The sequence below is a fragment of the Anaerocolumna aminovalerica genome, from assembly GCF_900115365.1.
Classification (GTDB): Bacteria; Bacillota; Clostridia; order Lachnospirales; family Lachnospiraceae; genus Anaerocolumna; species Anaerocolumna aminovalerica.
This window is the reverse complement of the sequence record NZ_FOWD01000006.1, coordinates 1-16,380: the sequence shown is the minus strand read 5'-3', so window position 1 is coordinate 16,380 and position 16,380 is coordinate 1. Positions and strand designations below refer to the sequence as shown.

15 protein-coding genes and 1 tRNA gene are annotated in these 16,380 nt (G+C 35.0%); 12 read left to right on the top strand and 4 right to left on the bottom strand.

Annotation, left to right across the window (positions count from 1 at the left end):
- Positions 1-2 precede the first annotated feature (2 nt).
- Both BM183_RS04885 and BM183_RS04880 read right to left on the bottom strand, forming a co-directional pair.
- On the bottom strand, positions 3-1,640 hold the full coding sequence (locus BM183_RS04885) for a beta propeller repeat protein (protein ID WP_091684885.1): 1,638 nt from the start codon (positions 1,638-1,640) through the stop codon (positions 3-5).
- Between the two features lie 257 nt (positions 1,641-1,897).
- Positions 1,898-1,982: transfer RNA gene (locus BM183_RS04880), tRNA-Leu, on the bottom strand.
- Between the two features lie 185 nt (positions 1,983-2,167).
- Between BM183_RS04880 and BM183_RS04875 the strand changes: the two genes are divergently transcribed.
- Positions 2,168-3,070: an MYG1 family protein gene (locus tag BM183_RS04875; RefSeq protein WP_091684883.1), complete on the top strand. Its 903-nt coding sequence runs from the start codon at positions 2,168-2,170 to the stop codon at positions 3,068-3,070.
- Here BM183_RS04875 and BM183_RS04870 read toward each other — a convergent pair.
- Positions 3,067-3,492: a MarR family winged helix-turn-helix transcriptional regulator gene (locus BM183_RS04870; protein WP_091684882.1), complete on the bottom strand. Its 426-nt coding sequence runs from the start codon at positions 3,490-3,492 to the stop codon at positions 3,067-3,069. The two genes, BM183_RS04875 and BM183_RS04870, sit on opposite strands and share 4 nt — an antisense overlap.
- A 121-nt stretch (positions 3,493-3,613) precedes the next feature.
- Here BM183_RS04870 and BM183_RS04865 point away from each other — a divergent pair, with 121 nt between their 5' ends.
- From BM183_RS04865 to ytvI, 11 genes are all read left to right on the top strand, one after another.
- Positions 3,614-4,120, top strand: a complete 507-nt coding sequence (locus BM183_RS04865) for a CarD family transcriptional regulator (protein WP_091684880.1) — start codon at positions 3,614-3,616, stop codon at positions 4,118-4,120.
- A gap of 263 nt (positions 4,121-4,383) precedes the next feature.
- On the top strand, positions 4,384-5,175 hold the full coding sequence (locus tag BM183_RS04860) for an alpha/beta hydrolase (RefSeq protein WP_091684879.1): 792 nt from the start codon (positions 4,384-4,386) through the stop codon (positions 5,173-5,175).
- A gap of 120 nt (positions 5,176-5,295) precedes the next feature.
- Positions 5,296-6,081, top strand: coding sequence for a potassium channel family protein (locus BM183_RS04855; RefSeq protein WP_091684877.1), 786 nt, complete (start codon positions 5,296-5,298; stop codon positions 6,079-6,081).
- A 25-nt stretch (positions 6,082-6,106) separates the two neighbouring features.
- Positions 6,107-7,114 carry a ketopantoate reductase family protein gene (locus BM183_RS04850; RefSeq protein WP_091684874.1) on the top strand — a complete coding sequence of 336 codons (1,008 nt, stop codon included), beginning with the start codon at positions 6,107-6,109 and terminating at the stop codon, positions 7,112-7,114.
- A 27-nt stretch (positions 7,115-7,141) separates the two neighbouring features.
- Entirely contained in the window at positions 7,142-8,317 is a 1,176-nt protein-coding gene (locus tag BM183_RS04845; RefSeq protein WP_091684872.1) for a M20 metallopeptidase family protein, read from the top strand.
- A 262-nt stretch (positions 8,318-8,579) separates the two neighbouring features.
- Positions 8,580-9,017, top strand: a complete 438-nt coding sequence (locus BM183_RS04840) for a MarR family winged helix-turn-helix transcriptional regulator (protein WP_091684871.1) — start codon at positions 8,580-8,582, stop codon at positions 9,015-9,017.
- Positions 9,018-9,050: 33 nt separating this feature from the next.
- Positions 9,051-10,787, top strand: coding sequence for an ABC transporter ATP-binding protein (locus BM183_RS04835; protein ID WP_091684869.1), 1,737 nt, complete (start codon positions 9,051-9,053; stop codon positions 10,785-10,787).
- Positions 10,777-12,690, top strand: a complete 1,914-nt coding sequence (locus BM183_RS04830; protein WP_091684867.1) for an ABC transporter ATP-binding protein — start codon at positions 10,777-10,779, stop codon at positions 12,688-12,690. Before BM183_RS04835 ends, BM183_RS04830 begins: the two co-directional genes overlap by 11 nt.
- Before the next feature lie 199 nt (positions 12,691-12,889).
- Positions 12,890-14,182 carry a TrkH family potassium uptake protein gene (locus tag BM183_RS04825; protein WP_091684866.1) on the top strand — a complete coding sequence of 431 codons (1,293 nt, stop codon included), beginning with the start codon at positions 12,890-12,892 and terminating at the stop codon, positions 14,180-14,182.
- Positions 14,183-14,256: 74 nt separating this feature from the next.
- Complete coding sequence (locus BM183_RS04820) at positions 14,257-14,934, top strand: potassium channel family protein (RefSeq protein ID WP_091684864.1); 678 nt, start codon at positions 14,257-14,259, stop codon at positions 14,932-14,934.
- Positions 14,935-14,951: 17 nt separating this feature from the next.
- Positions 14,952-16,013 (top strand): sporulation integral membrane protein YtvI, encoded by a 1,062-nt coding sequence (gene ytvI, locus BM183_RS04815; RefSeq protein WP_091684862.1) that lies wholly within the window; start codon positions 14,952-14,954, stop codon positions 16,011-16,013.
- 148 nt (positions 16,014-16,161) lie between these two features.
- On the opposite strand, the gene BM183_RS04810 is transcribed toward ytvI, so the two are convergent.
- A partial coding sequence (locus tag BM183_RS04810; protein WP_139221480.1) for a transposase occupies positions 16,162-16,380 on the bottom strand: 219 nt, incomplete at its 5' end.

The window sequence follows — 16,380 nt, the reverse complement described above, 5'->3', positions numbered from 1 at the left end:
CTTTAAAGTGTATCCGCTCCAATTTTCCCGTCTTTTGAAGTAATCAGGCCATTTCTGGTAAATAGATGAAATTTACCTTGCAGGTATTTCGCTCCATATGTGTACATAAAATTATCTGGAAAGCTCATTTTTGACCAACTACCGGGTTTATCTGAATAATAATAAAAGCAATCTCCGTAACCTACCAATCCAGTCTTTTCACGGCAGACAGCTATTATAGTACCGTTATAAGCTGCAACGCCTTCCCAGGATAGTTCTTCGTCACCACTTCCCAGAGATACCTTGCTCCAGTTATATCCATTGCTGGATTCCCATAGTCCTCCTTCGTTTCCGGAAGCAATGTATCTGTTTTTCCCGTCGTAAACAATATTATCATAGTCCACTGAGGGACGGGCACGGGCAACAATGCCCTTCTCTAAATTTTCAGATACAAGTATGGTTCCATTATTACCGACCTGAATATATTGTTTGCCATCAAAAATTATTTTTTGGATGTTTGCTTTTGCTGCTGTACTATCACTATATCCAAGAGGCACTACTGTAACATCCCACAATTGATTTAGCTTCTTCCAATTTGTCCCGCTTTTTGAGGTTAATACCATACCTTTATATCCGGCTATTACATATTGGCTGCCATCCCATAATACACTTTTCATACTTAGATTTGAAAATCCATTTGCTTTTCCATATTTCTTATAAGTATCATCTATGGTATGAGTGAGAGAGCCTATGTTCTCCTTATTAATGACTTCTTTCCAATCAATCCCGTTTGTTGAAGTATGGATAGTTCCAGCTATAGAATTCAGGCTTCCATCCCAGCCGATTATCATATATTTTCCATTCTCAAAAATAATATCTGAAATATCACCTCTTACGTCTGGTGCTGTAACTTTCCACTTTTTTAAATCTTGTGAAAAGGCGATTTTTTCTCCAGAGGTGGTTACGTATTTTGCTCCTGTATAAATGATTTTTTCTATGTCTGGAATATCGATATATTTAGCTTCCCAGGTTCTCCCATCTTTTGAAGTTATGATAAAATCGCTATATAAGCGTACCTGTGCATTTGTAGAATAACTGCCTTGCTTTAAGTTTCCAGTCTGCACTTCCCAATGACCAATGGCCACATATTGCTTACCATCCCAAAGCACATCTCTTAATTCGATTTGTGATTGTTTTGGAAGAGCACCCCAATTAACTTTGTAATCCTTCTCTATATAACTTCTCATTTTACCTGTAATTTTTTCATAGGTAAGCTCCTTACTAAAACTAATGCTGCCCTTTGTCCATGTTATACCATCTTTTGATTTTATAATAGCTCCATTGCTGCCTACTGCTACAAAATCTTTTCCATTGGTTGTTATGGCTTTTAAATTATCTACTGTCTGCAAACGTATGTTGGACCAGTTTCTTCCATTGGTTGATCTGATGACAGCCCCATCATCTCCTACAGTAATATAAACGTTGTCTTTGTTATAGGCAATATCATATAAATTACTGCTTTCGGATTCTTTTGTTACCTTTGTCCATGTCAAATCTTTCCCTGATGTAGCAGCTGTTACTGCTACGGGATGTAAACTACATCCAAGTAATACGATACTGATTAACCCAATAATTATTTTCTTCGTTAATTTATTTATCATAAGTACACCTCTCATAATGAATTAAGAATCTATTGCTTTTTCCTTTTCTTACTAATTATAGTATTGTTATATTAAATACTCAAGCACAAGTTTGTTTAAGATAAATAAGGTTTTGTTGATTGTTTTCTTTTACTCCCATATATAACAATAAAAAATGGGAAACCCCTATTGTAAAAGGTTTCCCACTTTATTGTATAATGCAGTTGACGGGACAGTTGAACAGTTCAAGTCCCAATATACATGTTTCAATTAGTAAATGCAGTCGACGGGACTTGAACCCGTACCCAAGCAATATGGACTAGATCCTTAGTCTAGCGCGTATGCCAATTCCGCCACGACTGCTTATATTAATTTCATAACTTGATTGGTTATGTTATGATATTATATGTTCGGCCTAATATTGTCAGCAATTAGTGAACCGAATAAGATTATAACACTTTGTAAACAATAATTCAATAAAAATTTTAATATTAATATTAAAGTTTTACCACTTTTTAAGATTTCAGATAATGAAAGGACATAGTAGAATGGAAATATCACAAAAAGTGCCGGATAAGGCCTTTACCCATAGCGGCAAATTTCATGCAGACGATGTTTTTTGCGCTGCGTTGTTAACGTATTTAAATCCCAATATAACAATAGAACGTGGTTTTGAAGTGCCGGAAGAGTATGAGGGTATTATCTTTGACATTGGAGGCGGGGAATTTGACCACCATCAGCAAGGAGCCCCGGTTCGAGAAAACGGAAATCCATATGCAGCTTTTGGATTACTGTGGAAAAAATTCGGTACATTAATTTTAAAGGAAGAAGAAGCTGAAAAGTTTGACGAATCTTTTGTCCAACACTTGGATTTATCCGATAACACAGGCAGCAGGAATGAAATATCCGAAGTAATATCTTTATTTAATCCGGTTTGGGATTCGAAAGAAGATCCTGATACATGTTTTAAGGAAGCTGTTAACTTTGCAAAGACCATTATAGAGAAGAAGTTCTTGCGGATAGAGAGTGTGGAAAGAGCAGAAGTGGTTGTAAATGAAGCTTTGGAACATGCAGAGGATAAAATAGCAGTACTTTCAGTAGGAGTACCTTGGAAAAGATTTATTATTGGAACGGATATGGAATTTGTCATAGCACCTTCTGATAGAGGAGGGTATACCGGGCAGGGAGTTCCTATTGACCGGGATACCAATGAATTAAAGATATCCTTTCCAGAGAGCTGGAGGGGGAAAAGGGATGAGGAACTAAAGGATATCAGTGGCATAGGAACTTTACATTTCTGCCATAATAGCGGTTTCTTAATATCTGCGGATACTTTGGAAGATGCCATAAAGGCATGCCGACTGGCAAAAGAAATCTATATTGATAACTTGTCTTTAACCGACGAACTAGAGGGAGATAAAGAAAAAATCAACGAATTACAGCCCACTTAATTCCAATCCATTTGAAGTATATTTTTTAAAATCTCTGCATTTTCAGGTCCGATTTTAGTAATAATCTCCTTTTCAATGGATTCTTTCATTAATTTACTATCCATATAACATGCTTCACCAAAAGGGGTTAATTCCAGATATTTTTTTTTATTGTTATTTTCAACATTATGAATGGCAATGAGTCCTTTTGAATGTAACAACTTAATATTTTTATGTGTGGCCTGCCTGCTTATATCAACCTTTTTGGTTATTTCCGCAATGGCAGGCTTTTTTCCATATATCAGCGATAAAATTTGCCATTCTGAATTGGTAATGGCAATATTATAAGCACTATTCCACATCTCTTCGATGGCCTTTCTTAGCTGAAGATATTTATCACTTATATTGTCTAATAAACCATAGTCATATCTTTCATTTTCCATATACAAATCACCTCTGCACTAATATACACGGAATAGGGGGTAATGTCAACTGGGTTGACGAAAGATTAAAAATATGTTATGATTATATTGTCAACTTGGTTGACGTTTTGGAGGTGAAAGAATGTTTAGACAAGGTGACTACATTATGTACTCTAATTATGGAGCATGTTTCATAGATGATATTGTGGAAAAAACCATAGAGAATGAAACAAAATTGTTCTATATAATGCGTCCTATAAATGAAGACAAGACCAGAATCATGACTCCTATTAATAACAAAAAGGTTAAGATGAGGGAAATCATGCCTTTGGAGGAAGCGGAAAATATATTTAATGTAATCATGAATGGTAACGTGAACTTGATAACCGACAGAAAACAGAGGGAAAAAGCATATACTAAAATCTTAAAAGAGGGAGATCCTTTTGAAATAGCAGAAATTATTCTTACATTACTGTTAGAGAAAAATGAAAAAAGTAAAGCAGGAAAAAACATATCCATTACAGATAAAAAATATCTGGAACAGGCTGAAAAGTTATTGTATTCGGAATTATCAGTCTGCTTGGATATAGAAATGGACCAGGTAAAAGAAAAAGTATTGGACATGTTATTAGAGAATGAGGCCAGGTAAGAAAAAGGGTAGGGAATAGTTATTGAAATCAGGAGTCATAAGACTCCTTTTTTTAATGTCAGTTTAAGGTTGTCGGTATATAGTGGAAGTGTTAATTTAAAAATTGTATTTCATTGCATTTTTGATTTATTTAGAATAAAATAAACAAAGGAAGTCCATATGAGTGTATTATCATTATGTGAATCCTTATTGAAGTGATAAGAGAGTAATTATTGTATAATAAAGAAAGTAAATAAAAATAAAAAGAATAGTGAGGTATGGATATGGCTTTATTACAGGTTGATTTCTACTCTAATGTAATTGGAATGTGTATGCAGATGGATGTTATTTTACCACAAAAGGTTGATAAATATATGGATACTAATGTAAAAAGTGGAAATGATAAGTATCCAACCCTTTATCTTCTACACGGTATGGGAGGCAACAATACATCATGGATAAGAAGGTCTTCTATTGAACGTTACGTAGATAACATGGGTATAGCAGTAGTAATGCCGACTACACATCTGGGATGGTATACAGATATGTATCATGGTCATAAGTATTGGACTTTTATCTCTCAGGAGCTTCCAGCCATTTGTCATGAATTCTTTCCAGGAATGTCAGAAAAGAGAGAAGATAATTTTGTAGCCGGTCTTTCCATGGGCGGCTATGGTGCTTTCAAGCTGGCACTGGGATGTTCTGACCGTTTTTTTGGGGCGGCTTCCCTATCCGGTGCTTTAGATAGCAGTGATTTAGCGAATATAGATACTTCCAATAAAGACTTCTTTGAAAATGTATTTGGACCTTTGGATAAGGTAATAGGCAGTGATAATGATTTATTTACTTTAGCAACTAAATTAAAAGAGTCCGGTAAACCACTTCCCAAACTATATATGTGGTGCGGCACGGAGGACTTCTTATATAATGGTAATCGTGCCATGAAAGAACATTTAGAGAACTTAGGCTTTGATTTGACCTATGAAGAATCGGCTGGAGATCATCAGTGGAAATACTGGGATGAAAAGATACAGGATGTACTAAAATGGCTTCCATTAAAAAGCAATATAAATTAGTTTTTTAGGACAGTAATGCTTTTCTTGACAAGCAAAAAATTGGCTGTATAATACAAACATAGGTTGATGCAGATAGCATCAACCTTTCATCTATTATGTTGAATTGGGGATGTAATAACAATGAATACAGCATCTAAGAATAAGGATGAGGTTATTAAAGAAAGAAATAAGAAGAAAAAGAAAAAAAGAAATATACTCATATATGAATATTGCATTTGTGTTCTGGCGTTAATGGGTACCGTTTTAGCAGTAATTGATATTAATATGGGCTTAACCTTGTGGCAAAAGTGGTTAGACCAGGGTATCTTAATTATTTTGACGGCAGATTACTTTGTAAGATTTATATTAGCTAAAGATAAAAAAGTATTTTTTATTGAAAATATATTTAACTTAATTGCAATCTTTCCGTATAGCTCTACATTAAGAATCCTTCGGATTACCAGACTGACAAAACTGTTTAAGCTAAGCATAATTGGGGCATTTCCCAGAAAAGCATTTCGAAAGGTTAAAATATTCCTAAACACCAATGGATTAAAGACTATGCTTTTTTTTACAGTATTGGCTATTCTGTTTGGAGCGGTAGGAATTATGTATACAGAGCATATGTCCATTGCGGATTCATTATGGTGGGCATTCGTAACTGCAACCACAGTGGGATATGGTGATTTATCACCAGGCACTAATTTAGGAAGACTGATCGCAGCAGTTTTGATGATTTTTGGTATTGGTTTAATTGGTTCTATCACCAGTACCATAACCAGTTACTTCTTAAAGCTTGAAAAGAAGGATTTTAAAGAAGAAACTATTACATCAATTAAAAATAGGCTGGATGATATTTCTAATTTATCCGATGAAGAAATTGATTCCATATGTAAAGTTTTAAAAACATTAAATAAAAACAAATAAAATATTTAAGCTGTGAGCTAAAGATATGGAGCAGAAAAAGGGAGGTAGAGAAAGTATGTCCGGAGAAATAAATACAGATGGAATTATAAAAGAGAACTATACATTAATAAAAGATAAAAAGATATGTATTGTGGGTCTTGGGGGTGTAGGTGGCTTTCTTGGCGGAACTTTAGCAAGACAATATCCCCATGTTATGTTTTATGCCAGAGGTGACAGAAAAGATGCACTCCTTAAAAAAGGGATTTCTATTGAAAGTGAATACATTGGAAATTTTACGGTGAGACCGGAGAAAATATCTGATAAGGCAGAAGATTTTGGCATTATGGATTATATTATTATCAGTGTGAAGAATTACTCCTTAGAACAAGTTTGCAACCAGATTGCACCTATGGTTGGAGAAAAAACCGTTATTATACCCATTATGAACGGCACTAATCCTGGGGAAAGGGTTAGAAAATATTTGGGAAAAGGTATTGTGTTAGATGCTTTGATATATATTGTCTCTGGAAGTAATGAGGACTATACCATTACCCAAAAAGGCAAGTATGCTTCCGTTCATATTGGCCTTAATACACCGGATATAGAAGAACAAAAAGCAATTAAAGATGTACATGCGATAATACAAGGGGCAGGAGTAGAGTGTGTAATGGAAGAGGATATCCAGGCTGTCATATGGAAGAAATATGTCCTTAACTGTGCATATAATGTGCTGACTGCATATTACAGTGCTACCACCGGCGAATTAAGAAATGATCCGAAAAAAGTGGAAGAATATAAGGAATTATTAGCCGAGGCTTGTCTGGTGGGCAGGACAAAAGGTGTTTCTATCCCCGATAATATGGAAGAAGAACAATTGAGACATTTGCTATATATACAGACAGAAGATGCAACCAGCTCCCTTAGAAGAGATATGGATGCAGGCAGGCTAAACGAACTGGATACCTTTAGCGGTTATTTATTGGAGGAAGGTAAAAAGTATGGTATAGGACTGCCGGTTACAGAGCGTTTCTACAGGGAATTAAAAAGGAGATAATGAAATCTTATATTTTTGGAGGATATCATGTTATATATTACAGAATCGGAAGAAAAGGAATTAAAGCAGATAAAGACCTATTTGCATCAGCATCCTGAGACTTCCATGGAGGAGTACGAAACAACCAAATTCATAAAAGAAAAACTTATTGCACTGGGAATTGAAGTAATTGACCTGGGAATGGATACAGGTGTGGTAGGAATTTTAAAAACTGGTAAAAAAGGATTGGTTGTAGGACTACGGGCGGATATTGATGGAATAAAATGTGTGGAAACAGCTGAAGTTGAGGCAAAGTCTTTGATTAAAGGACTTATGCATGCCTGCGGACACGACTTCCACACAACTTCTTTACTGGGTGCCGCCAAATTATTAACAGACAATAAGGAGGAACTTACCGGGGATGTGGTATTCATATTCCAGCCTGGAGAGGAAACTACCTCCGGAGCGGCTGCATTAATAGAACATGGTTTATTTGAAAAAGTAAAAATGGATTATTTATTTGGACTTCATAACCGTCCTGAGATTGTAACGGGAAAAGTTGCGGTGAAGAAGGGAAGCCTTATGGCAGCCAAGGATAACTTTTCAGTCCAAATAACCGGAAAAGGTGGTCATGGGGGTATGCCTCATCAAACCATTGACCCAATTGTATGCGGTGCAGGTATCATTAGTGCCCTTCAAACTATTGTAAGCCGTAATATGGACCCTTTGGATTCAGCAGTAGTATCTATTTGTTCCATACATGGAGGAACTCCGGAGAATCTGATAGTTGACCAGCTTCATATGACCGGATCCATTCGTGCCTTATCTAAGAAAGGACATGAATTGGCTAAGAAAAGATTGGAAGAGATTGTTACGAATACCGCAAGTGCTTACAACTGTAAAGCTAAAGTTACTTATGAATCCGGCGGGGTTCCCCTTTTGAGTAATTCTGAAGCTATGTACCAGTTAGCTTACAAAGCAGCAGTACAAGCTATGGGAGAAACAGCAGTAGTAAGTACAAAACCTTGTCTTGGTTCTGAAGATTTTGCAGTTTATTCTGAATATGTTCCTACTTTTTTTTATTGGCTTGGAGTAGGAAAAGAAGGGGGCAGTGCTCCCTGGCATTATGCTGACTTTGCTACAGACGATGATGCTCTGAAATATGGTGCAATGCTACTGGCACAAAGTGTTTTGACTGCCCAGAATGAAAATATGGGTGAATAATTCTTTTATAACATAAGGAAGAGGCTGTTAATTGTTTTTACAGTCTCTTTTTTAATTATTAGGAAATTCCTCAAATCAAAAAAATAGTATATAAATATACTTCTATTAAAATCGGATAGTAATTTATTTACATTCATAATACCTATAAAATCATATGAAAAAAACAAAAAATCATACCAGCATTCATATTGACTTTTATATTCTTCATATCTATAATTAGTTAGAAGTCTAATTAATTTTATTGAAAAAGTGAGGTCGGGAATTGAAACAAGAATATATTGGGCAAAAAATTATTCATTTGTCACGTAAAATTGACAGAGTATTAGGAAAGAACTTTTCCCAATATGGTTTATCGATCATTCAGGGAAGAATCATAAGTTTTGTATATAGGGAATCTCCCAAAGGTGATATCTTTCAAAAAGATATTGAGGAAAGATTTAATATAAGGGGCTCGTCTGTAACAAGTGTACTAAACTTAATGGAAAGCCGAGGAATTCTAAAACGTATCAGTGCGGAGGAAGATGGCCGGTGCAAAAAAATCCTTCTTATGGATAAAGGCAATGAACTTTATGATGCAGTTCATAAGGAATTAATTGATATGGAAAACTTATTATCCAGTGGGTTAACCAAGGAGGAAGAGAGTATTCTGATGGAATTACTGGATAAATTAGCAAAAACCGTAGATGATTCATTTAGTTAAGAAATTAGTGAGTAATTTAAAGGAGATAGTTACATGATAAAAAAAATAGCAGGATATGTAGGAGAATATAAAAAAGCTGCCATATTATCGCCAGTATTTATTATTCTAGAAGTAATTGCAGATATTATCATCCCCTACTTAATGGCGAATATGATTGATATTGGTGTAGGAATGGGGGACATGGAGTATGTCTATAAAAGCGGGCTTATTATGGTAGGAGTCTCTATGTTGGCTTTAATTTTTGGTGTACTGTCCGGCAGGTATGCAGCAAGGGCTTCCTCCGGTTTTGCGGGAAATCTAAGAAAAGGCATCTATTATAACATTCAGGAATTTTCATTTGCCAATATGGACAAATACTCTACATCAGGTTTAATAACAAGATTAACCACTGATGTTACCAATGTTCAGAATGCCTTCCAAATGATAATCCGGGTAGCGGTGAGAGCGCCTATCATGTTAGTTGCAGCTATGATTATGAGTTTTTATATAAGCCGTCAAGCGGCTCTTATATTCTTGGGTACCATTGCTTTTCTTGGTTTTGCATTATATTCAATAATCATGCATGCTCACCCCAATTTTGTAAAGGTTTTTGAAAAATATGATATTTTAAATGCCAGTGTACAGGAAAACTTAACAGGCATTCGTTTTGTAAAAGCCTATGTAAGAGAAGAGCATGAAGTAAAGAAATTTAAAAAAGCATCTGAAGTTATATACCAATACTTTTTAAAGGCATTAAATTACGTAATACTGAATGCACCGGTTATGCAATTTGCTATGTATACCACCGTTCTTCTTCTGTCCTGGCTGGGTGCAAAGCAAATTGTATCAGATACCATGACTACCGGTCAACTTATGACTTTATTTACTTATTCTTCTATAATTCTAAATAGCTTAATGATGCTGTCCATGATATTTGTTATGATGATTATAGCCAGACCCGCTATGGAAAGAATCGGGGAAGTATTGGTTGAGAAAAGTGATTTAACCAATAGAGAAAATCCGGTATATGAAGTAAAAGATGGTTCCATTGTTTTTGAACATGTGAATTTTAGTTATGCAGGCAAGGAAGATAATTTAAACTTAGAAAATGTTAATTTAACTATCCGTTCAGGAGAAACCATTGGAATTATCGGCGGTACCGGTAGTGCGAAAACTACCTTGGTGCAATTGATACCAAGACTTTACGATGTAACAGGGGGTTCTGTAAAGATTGGCGGTGTGGACGTAAGAGACTATGACCTTAAAACATTAAGGGATCAGGTTTCTATGGTGCTTCAAAAAAATGTCCTATTCTCCGGTACTATCAAAGAGAATCTAAGATGGGGAAATAAATATGCTTCTGAGGAAGAAATTATAGAAGCCTGTAAATTAGCACAGGCCAGTGAGTTCATTGATACATTTCCGCAAAAATACGACACCTATATTGAGCAGGGTGGTACCAATGTATCCGGAGGACAGAAACAAAGACTTACCATTGCCAGAGCTTTACTTAAGAAACCCAAGATTTTAATTATGGATGATTCCACCAGTGCAGTAGATACAAAAACAGATGCTTTAATACAAAAAGCATTAAAAGAGTCCATTCCGAATACAACCAAGATTATAATTGCTCAGCGTATTTCATCTGTTCAGGAGGCAGATAAGATTATAGTACTGGATGACGGCAGAGTCCATGGTTTTGGAACCCACGAAGAATTATTAAAGAACAACGATATTTATAAAGAAGTATTTGAATCGCAGGTAAAGGGGGCTGACACGGATGAAGAATAGGAAAGCAGCTATTTCAGATAAAGCAGGGGAAATGAAAATTGCAAAAACCAACCCTCTAATAACCACCAAACGACTGCTAAATATTATATTAAAAGAATACAAGTTTTATTTATTCTTTGTAGTTATAGCAATTGTATTAAGTTCTCTTGCTAATTTAAGCGGTATTTTATTTCTTAGAGTATTATTTGATGACTATATTACTCCATTACTAAATAAAACAGAAACCAGCTTTGTACCATTACTAAAAGGTATACTGACTCTTGCATTTATCTATTACAGCGGTGTGCTATTTACCTATATATACAACAGAATGATGATGAAAGTATCCCAGGGTACTTTAAAGAAAATAAGAGATGATATGTTCACCCATATGCAGACACTGCCTATTAAGTTCTTTGATACCCATGCACATGGCAATATCATGAGTTTATATACCAATGATACAGATACCTTAAGGGAGATGATCAGCCAGAGTCTGCCTCAGCTGCTTGCTTCTATTATTACTATAATCAGTGTATTTGTTTCCATGATTGTAATGAATATACCTTTAACTATTGTAGAAATTCTAATGATTATTTTAATGACAATGGTTACTAAAAAAGTAGCAGGAAAAAGCGGGAAACATTTTATGGAACAGCAAAAGAACCTGGGTATTCTCAATGGATATATTGAAGAAATGATGGAGGGGCAAAAAGTAGTTAAAGTATTTAATTATGAAGAAGAATCCAAGGAGAGATTTGTACAGTTAAATAATAATCTTAGACAGAGTGCGTACCATGCAAATAAATTTGCCAATTCCTTAATGCCTATATTAGGTAATATCGGTTATTTGAATTTCGTGCTGGTGGCTGTGGTTGGTTCACTGTTGGCCATTAATGATGTAAGTGGTTTTACCCTTGGAGGAATTGCAGCCTTTTTACAATTGTCACGAAACTTAAACGGTACGGTTGGACAAATCTCCAATCAGATTAATGCGGTTATTATGGCTTTAGCAGGTGCTGAACGAATCTTTATTCTGATGGATGAAGAACCGGAAACAGACGACGGATATGTAAAGTTAGTAAATGCGAAAATACAGGACAACGGTGAGATTAAAGAAGTGCCGGAACGTACGGGAGTATGGGCATGGAAGCATCCTCATAATGATGGAAGGGTATCCTATAAGCAAATGCTTGGAGAAGTAGTTTTTGATAATGTAGATTTTGGATATTCAGAAGAAAAAACAGTGTTACACAATATTTCTTTATATGCAAAACAAGGGCAGAAGATTGCCTTTGTTGGTGCCACCGGAGCCGGTAAAACAACCATAACTAACTTAATAAACCGTTTTTATGATATTCAGGACGGTAAAATTAAGTATGATGATATCAATATAAATAAAATTAAAAAAGCAGATTTAAGAAAATCCCTTGGTATCGTATTGCAGGATACACACCTGTTTACCGGAACCGTTGCAGATAATATACGGTACGGTAAACTTGATGCAACTGAGGAAGAAGTGGTTGCAGCAGCTAAATTAGCCAATGCAGATATGTTTATAAGGCATTTGCCTGAGGGCTATCAAACTATGATCACTGGTGACGGGGGGAACCTGTCACAGGGACAAAGACAGCTCCTTGCCATTGCCAGAGCGGCCATAGCAGATCCGCCGGTTCTAATATTGGATGAAGCTACCTCCAGTATTGATACAAGAACAGAAAAAATCGTACAGGAAGGTATGGATAAGCTGATGGAGGGAAGAACGGTATTCGTTATTGCCCACAGATTATCTACGGTTAAAAATTCTGATGTGATCATGGTATTAGAACAAGGAAGAGTAATTGAAAGAGGAAGCCATAAAGAACTTATTGAGAAAAAAGGAAAATATCATCAACTTTATACCGGTGCATTTGAGCTTTCATAATACCGCTTAAATTGTTTTTTACAAAATGGCCATTACCAAATTAATGGCCATTTTCTTTAAGTTTATTAGGAAATTATCATCAATATTTTCTAGAGATAAATTTAACATTTTACCATATTGATATTATAATTTAATTGTGTTATTATGCAGTAGTACATTTCATAGTAAGCAATATTGTACATTGCAGAAAGAAGGAAATATGGCTGTTTTTAAGAAAATGAGTCCGGGAAGATTTATTACTATTGGATTTATGACGGTGATATTATTGGGAGCCTTAATATTATACCTCCCTATCTCACAGAATGAAGGAGCAGAAGTGGCATTTATTGATGCATTATTTACCTCAACAAGTGCAGTTTGTGTTACGGGGTTAATTGCTATTGATACGGCAGATCACTTTAACGTATTTGGACAAACAGTTTTAGGAATGTTGATTCAAATCGGCGGTTTAGGTGTTACTTCAGTGGGAGTCGGCATAATTATACTTGCCGGAAAAAAAGTAAGCTTTAAAGATCGTATACTGGTTAAGGAAGCTTACAATCTGGATTCCATGAAAGGTATAGTAAAGCTGGTTAAATCCATACTTTATGTTACCTTATTTTTTGAGACAATCGGAACAATCCTAAGCTTTATTGTATTTTCCAAGGATTATCCGCCTCTAAAAGCTTTGGGAATCAGTTTATTCCATTCTGTAGCTGCTTTTAATAACTCTGGTTTTGATATTTTGGGAGGTTTACGTAACTTAATACCATATCAAAACAACGTCTTATTAAACCTAACTACATGTGGTTTAATTATTTTTGGCGGATTAGGTTTTTTTGTAATTAAAGAGATCATACATAAGAGAAATTTCAAGAAATTTACGTTACATTCAAAAGTTGTAATTACCATGACAGCAGCATTGTTAATTATTGGTACTTTAACAATGAAGCTAACAGAAGATATTACCTGGCTAGGTGCATTTTTCTTTAGTACCTCTGCAAGAACAGCCGGTTTTAGTACCTACCCGGTTGGTGATTTTACAAATGCTGGCTTATTTGCCTTAATTATATTAATGTTCATCGGTGCATCTCCGGCATCAACCGGTGGCGGTATCAAAACAACTACATTTTTTGCGTTAATAAGGAGTACAATAAGTGTGGCAACTAATAAACATTGTACCGCTTTTAAGAGAAAGATGCCAAATGAGATTATTTATAGAGCATTTATACTTACTTTTTTATCTGTTGTTTTAGTATGTATTGATTCCTTTATTATCAGTATTCTGGAGCCGCAGTATACATTTATTCAAATACTTTTTGAAGTGGTATCTGCATTTGGTACCGTTGGTCTGTCAACGGGAATTACACCTGATTTAAGTGTAATAAGTAAACTGATCATTATATTTACCATGTTTATTGGGCGCTTAGGACCTTTAACCATAGCAACTATATGGATCTTTAAACCATTGTCAAGTGTAACTTATTCAGAAGAAAGTATAACAATCGGATAAACCTATAGCTTTTATAAGCAGGCTGCAAATATTTATTTTAGCAGCAGAAATAAAGACCTTAAGGAGGATATGCAATGTTACAGCATAAAGCAATTATAGAATTTGGTATTATCGGTCTTGGAAGATTTGGATTTGCACTTGCAAAAACTTTAGCAGATGCAGGAAAAGAAGTACTGGTAATTGACAATAATGAAAGTAAAATTAAACAAATAAGAAATATTACAGAGAATGCCTTTGTAGTAGGCCCATTGGATAAAGAAAGTTTAGAGGATGCTGGAATACAAAACTGTGGTACTGTCATAGTATGTATTGGTGAGAAGGTTGACGTTAGTATTTTAACCACTCTAAATGTTATTAGTATGGGAGTGCCAAGAGTAATAGCAAAAGCTTTTAGCTATGAGCAAGGTTTGATTTTAGAGAAAATCGGTGCTGAGGTCATTTATCCTGAAAATGATATGGCAATTCGTCTTGCTAACAGACTGATATCATCCAGTACGGTGGATTCAATTGAGTTAAAAGGTGATATCAATATATCAGAAGTAAAATTAACTAATAAAATAGCAGGCCAAACTGTATTAGAGGCAAATTTACGTCAAAAATATAAACTAAATATTATTGCTATTGAACGAGAAGGAGATACCATTACTGAAATCACTCCGGATTATGTTCTTAGAGAAGACGATAAAGTAGTAGTTGTTGGTAAAAAGGATGAACTGAAGAAATTTGAATTATTTTTAAGAGGTCTTCGTTAACAAAGGAGGAGCACAGAATGAATTTAGAAAAACAAAAAGCGTTTCTGATACATTTTCTTTTCATAGCAGTGACACTGGGGATTATCTTTATAGGCTTTAAATATTTACTGCCTCTTTTAATGCCTTTTGTTATTGGTATGCTGGTTGCGGCAATTTTACGCAAATCCATTGATTCAATATCAAAGAAAACACATATACAACGTTCCTTTGTTTCCATATTCATTCTGCTTGTTTTTTATAGCATTATTGTATTACTGGCAATAATGGTTGGAGCAAAAGTAGTATCCTTTATTATTGAACTATTTTCTAAACTGCCTGGATTATATGCGGAAAAATTAGAACCGGCATTAAATTCAGTCAATAATGATCTTCTAACCAGGTTCCCTAATATAGAACCATTCTTAGAAGAACGATTGGATACCATTAATGATGCCATTTTTGGCTACATAAAGTCCACGTCGGAATCGGTAATTGGAGCAGTTACCAAAGTAGCAACTCAAATTCCCTCCATGATTATTAACTTAATTTTTACAATTGTATCTTCATTCTTCTTTACTATTGACTTTCACAAGATTGTTGACTTTGTATTAAGACAGTTATCTGATGAAAAGCGTAACATGGTAGTTCGGATAAAGGAAAATATTGTAGGAACATTAATTAAATTTATTAAAGCATATGCTACTCTAATAACAATAACTTTTGTGGAATTATCCTTAGGATTTTCTATTTTAAGTATACCTAATGCAATCTTACTAGGTGTTGTTGTTGCGATTGTAGATATAATGCCTATATTAGGAACCGGAGCCATCTTAATACCATGGTCAATTATAGGGTTCGTACTGGGAAATACCAAAATCGGTGTGGGAATGTTAATCATGTATCTGATTATAACCGCAGTAAGGCAGGCTTTAGAACCAAGAGTAGTGGGACAGCAAATTGGCCTCCATCCGGTAGTAACATTAATCTGTATGTTCGTAGGAGTCCAGCTGCTTGGAATAATAGGATTATTTATGTTTCCGATTATTGTAACTATCTTAAAGAAAATGAATGATGAAGGCACCATACACTTATTCAAATAAATGATAAAAAAGGGGCTCTTTGTCAAGTTTTGGGGTGGGTTCCCTTGGAACCCACTTTACAACTGGTATTAGAGCCTTTTTGATATTCTACTTATAATTATCTGTTTTTGGGTACACGAAATAAACCTCCGTGTCAGTCTCTTTAAAATTATCTAGTACAATGTAAAATTCTGGTTCGGAACCTTCTGAAATTTTTGATTCCAAATGAGTTACGTTTAAGCACCTTTATTTTGTTATTAAATCCTTCTGTTGGTCCATTTGTGAGCCCATATTTAAACGCATTCAATATCTCTTTTGACCAATTTCGATATGTAGATGCACATTTCTCAAATTCGGTAATACCCGATGATTCGGCTGTTTTTATCCA

Bases quoted from the DNA above. Each gene is read 5' to 3' on its own strand.
- BM183_RS04885 (WP_091684885.1), bottom strand. From the start codon at position 1,640: ATGATAAATAAATTAACGAAGAAAATAATTATTGGGTTAATCAGTATC.
- BM183_RS04875 (WP_091684883.1), top strand. From the start codon at position 2,168: ATGGAAATATCACAAAAAGTGCCGGATAAGGCCTTTACCCATAGCGGC.
- BM183_RS04870 (WP_091684882.1), bottom strand. From the start codon at position 3,492: ATGGAAAATGAAAGATATGACTATGGTTTATTAGACAATATAAGTGAT.
- BM183_RS04865 (WP_091684880.1), top strand. From the start codon at position 3,614: ATGTTTAGACAAGGTGACTACATTATGTACTCTAATTATGGAGCATGT.
- BM183_RS04860 (WP_091684879.1), top strand. From the start codon at position 4,384: ATGGCTTTATTACAGGTTGATTTCTACTCTAATGTAATTGGAATGTGT.
- BM183_RS04855 (WP_091684877.1), top strand. From the start codon at position 5,296: ATGAATACAGCATCTAAGAATAAGGATGAGGTTATTAAAGAAAGAAAT.
- BM183_RS04850 (WP_091684874.1), top strand. From the start codon at position 6,107: ATGGAGCAGAAAAAGGGAGGTAGAGAAAGTATGTCCGGAGAAATAAAT.
- BM183_RS04845 (WP_091684872.1), top strand. From the start codon at position 7,142: ATGTTATATATTACAGAATCGGAAGAAAAGGAATTAAAGCAGATAAAG.
- BM183_RS04835 (WP_091684869.1), top strand. From the start codon at position 9,051: ATGATAAAAAAAATAGCAGGATATGTAGGAGAATATAAAAAAGCTGCC.
- BM183_RS04830 (WP_091684867.1), top strand. From the start codon at position 10,777: ATGAAGAATAGGAAAGCAGCTATTTCAGATAAAGCAGGGGAAATGAAA.
- BM183_RS04825 (WP_091684866.1), top strand. From the start codon at position 12,890: ATGGCTGTTTTTAAGAAAATGAGTCCGGGAAGATTTATTACTATTGGA.
- BM183_RS04820 (WP_091684864.1), top strand. From the start codon at position 14,257: ATGTTACAGCATAAAGCAATTATAGAATTTGGTATTATCGGTCTTGGA.
- ytvI (WP_091684862.1), top strand. From the start codon at position 14,952: ATGAATTTAGAAAAACAAAAAGCGTTTCTGATACATTTTCTTTTCATA.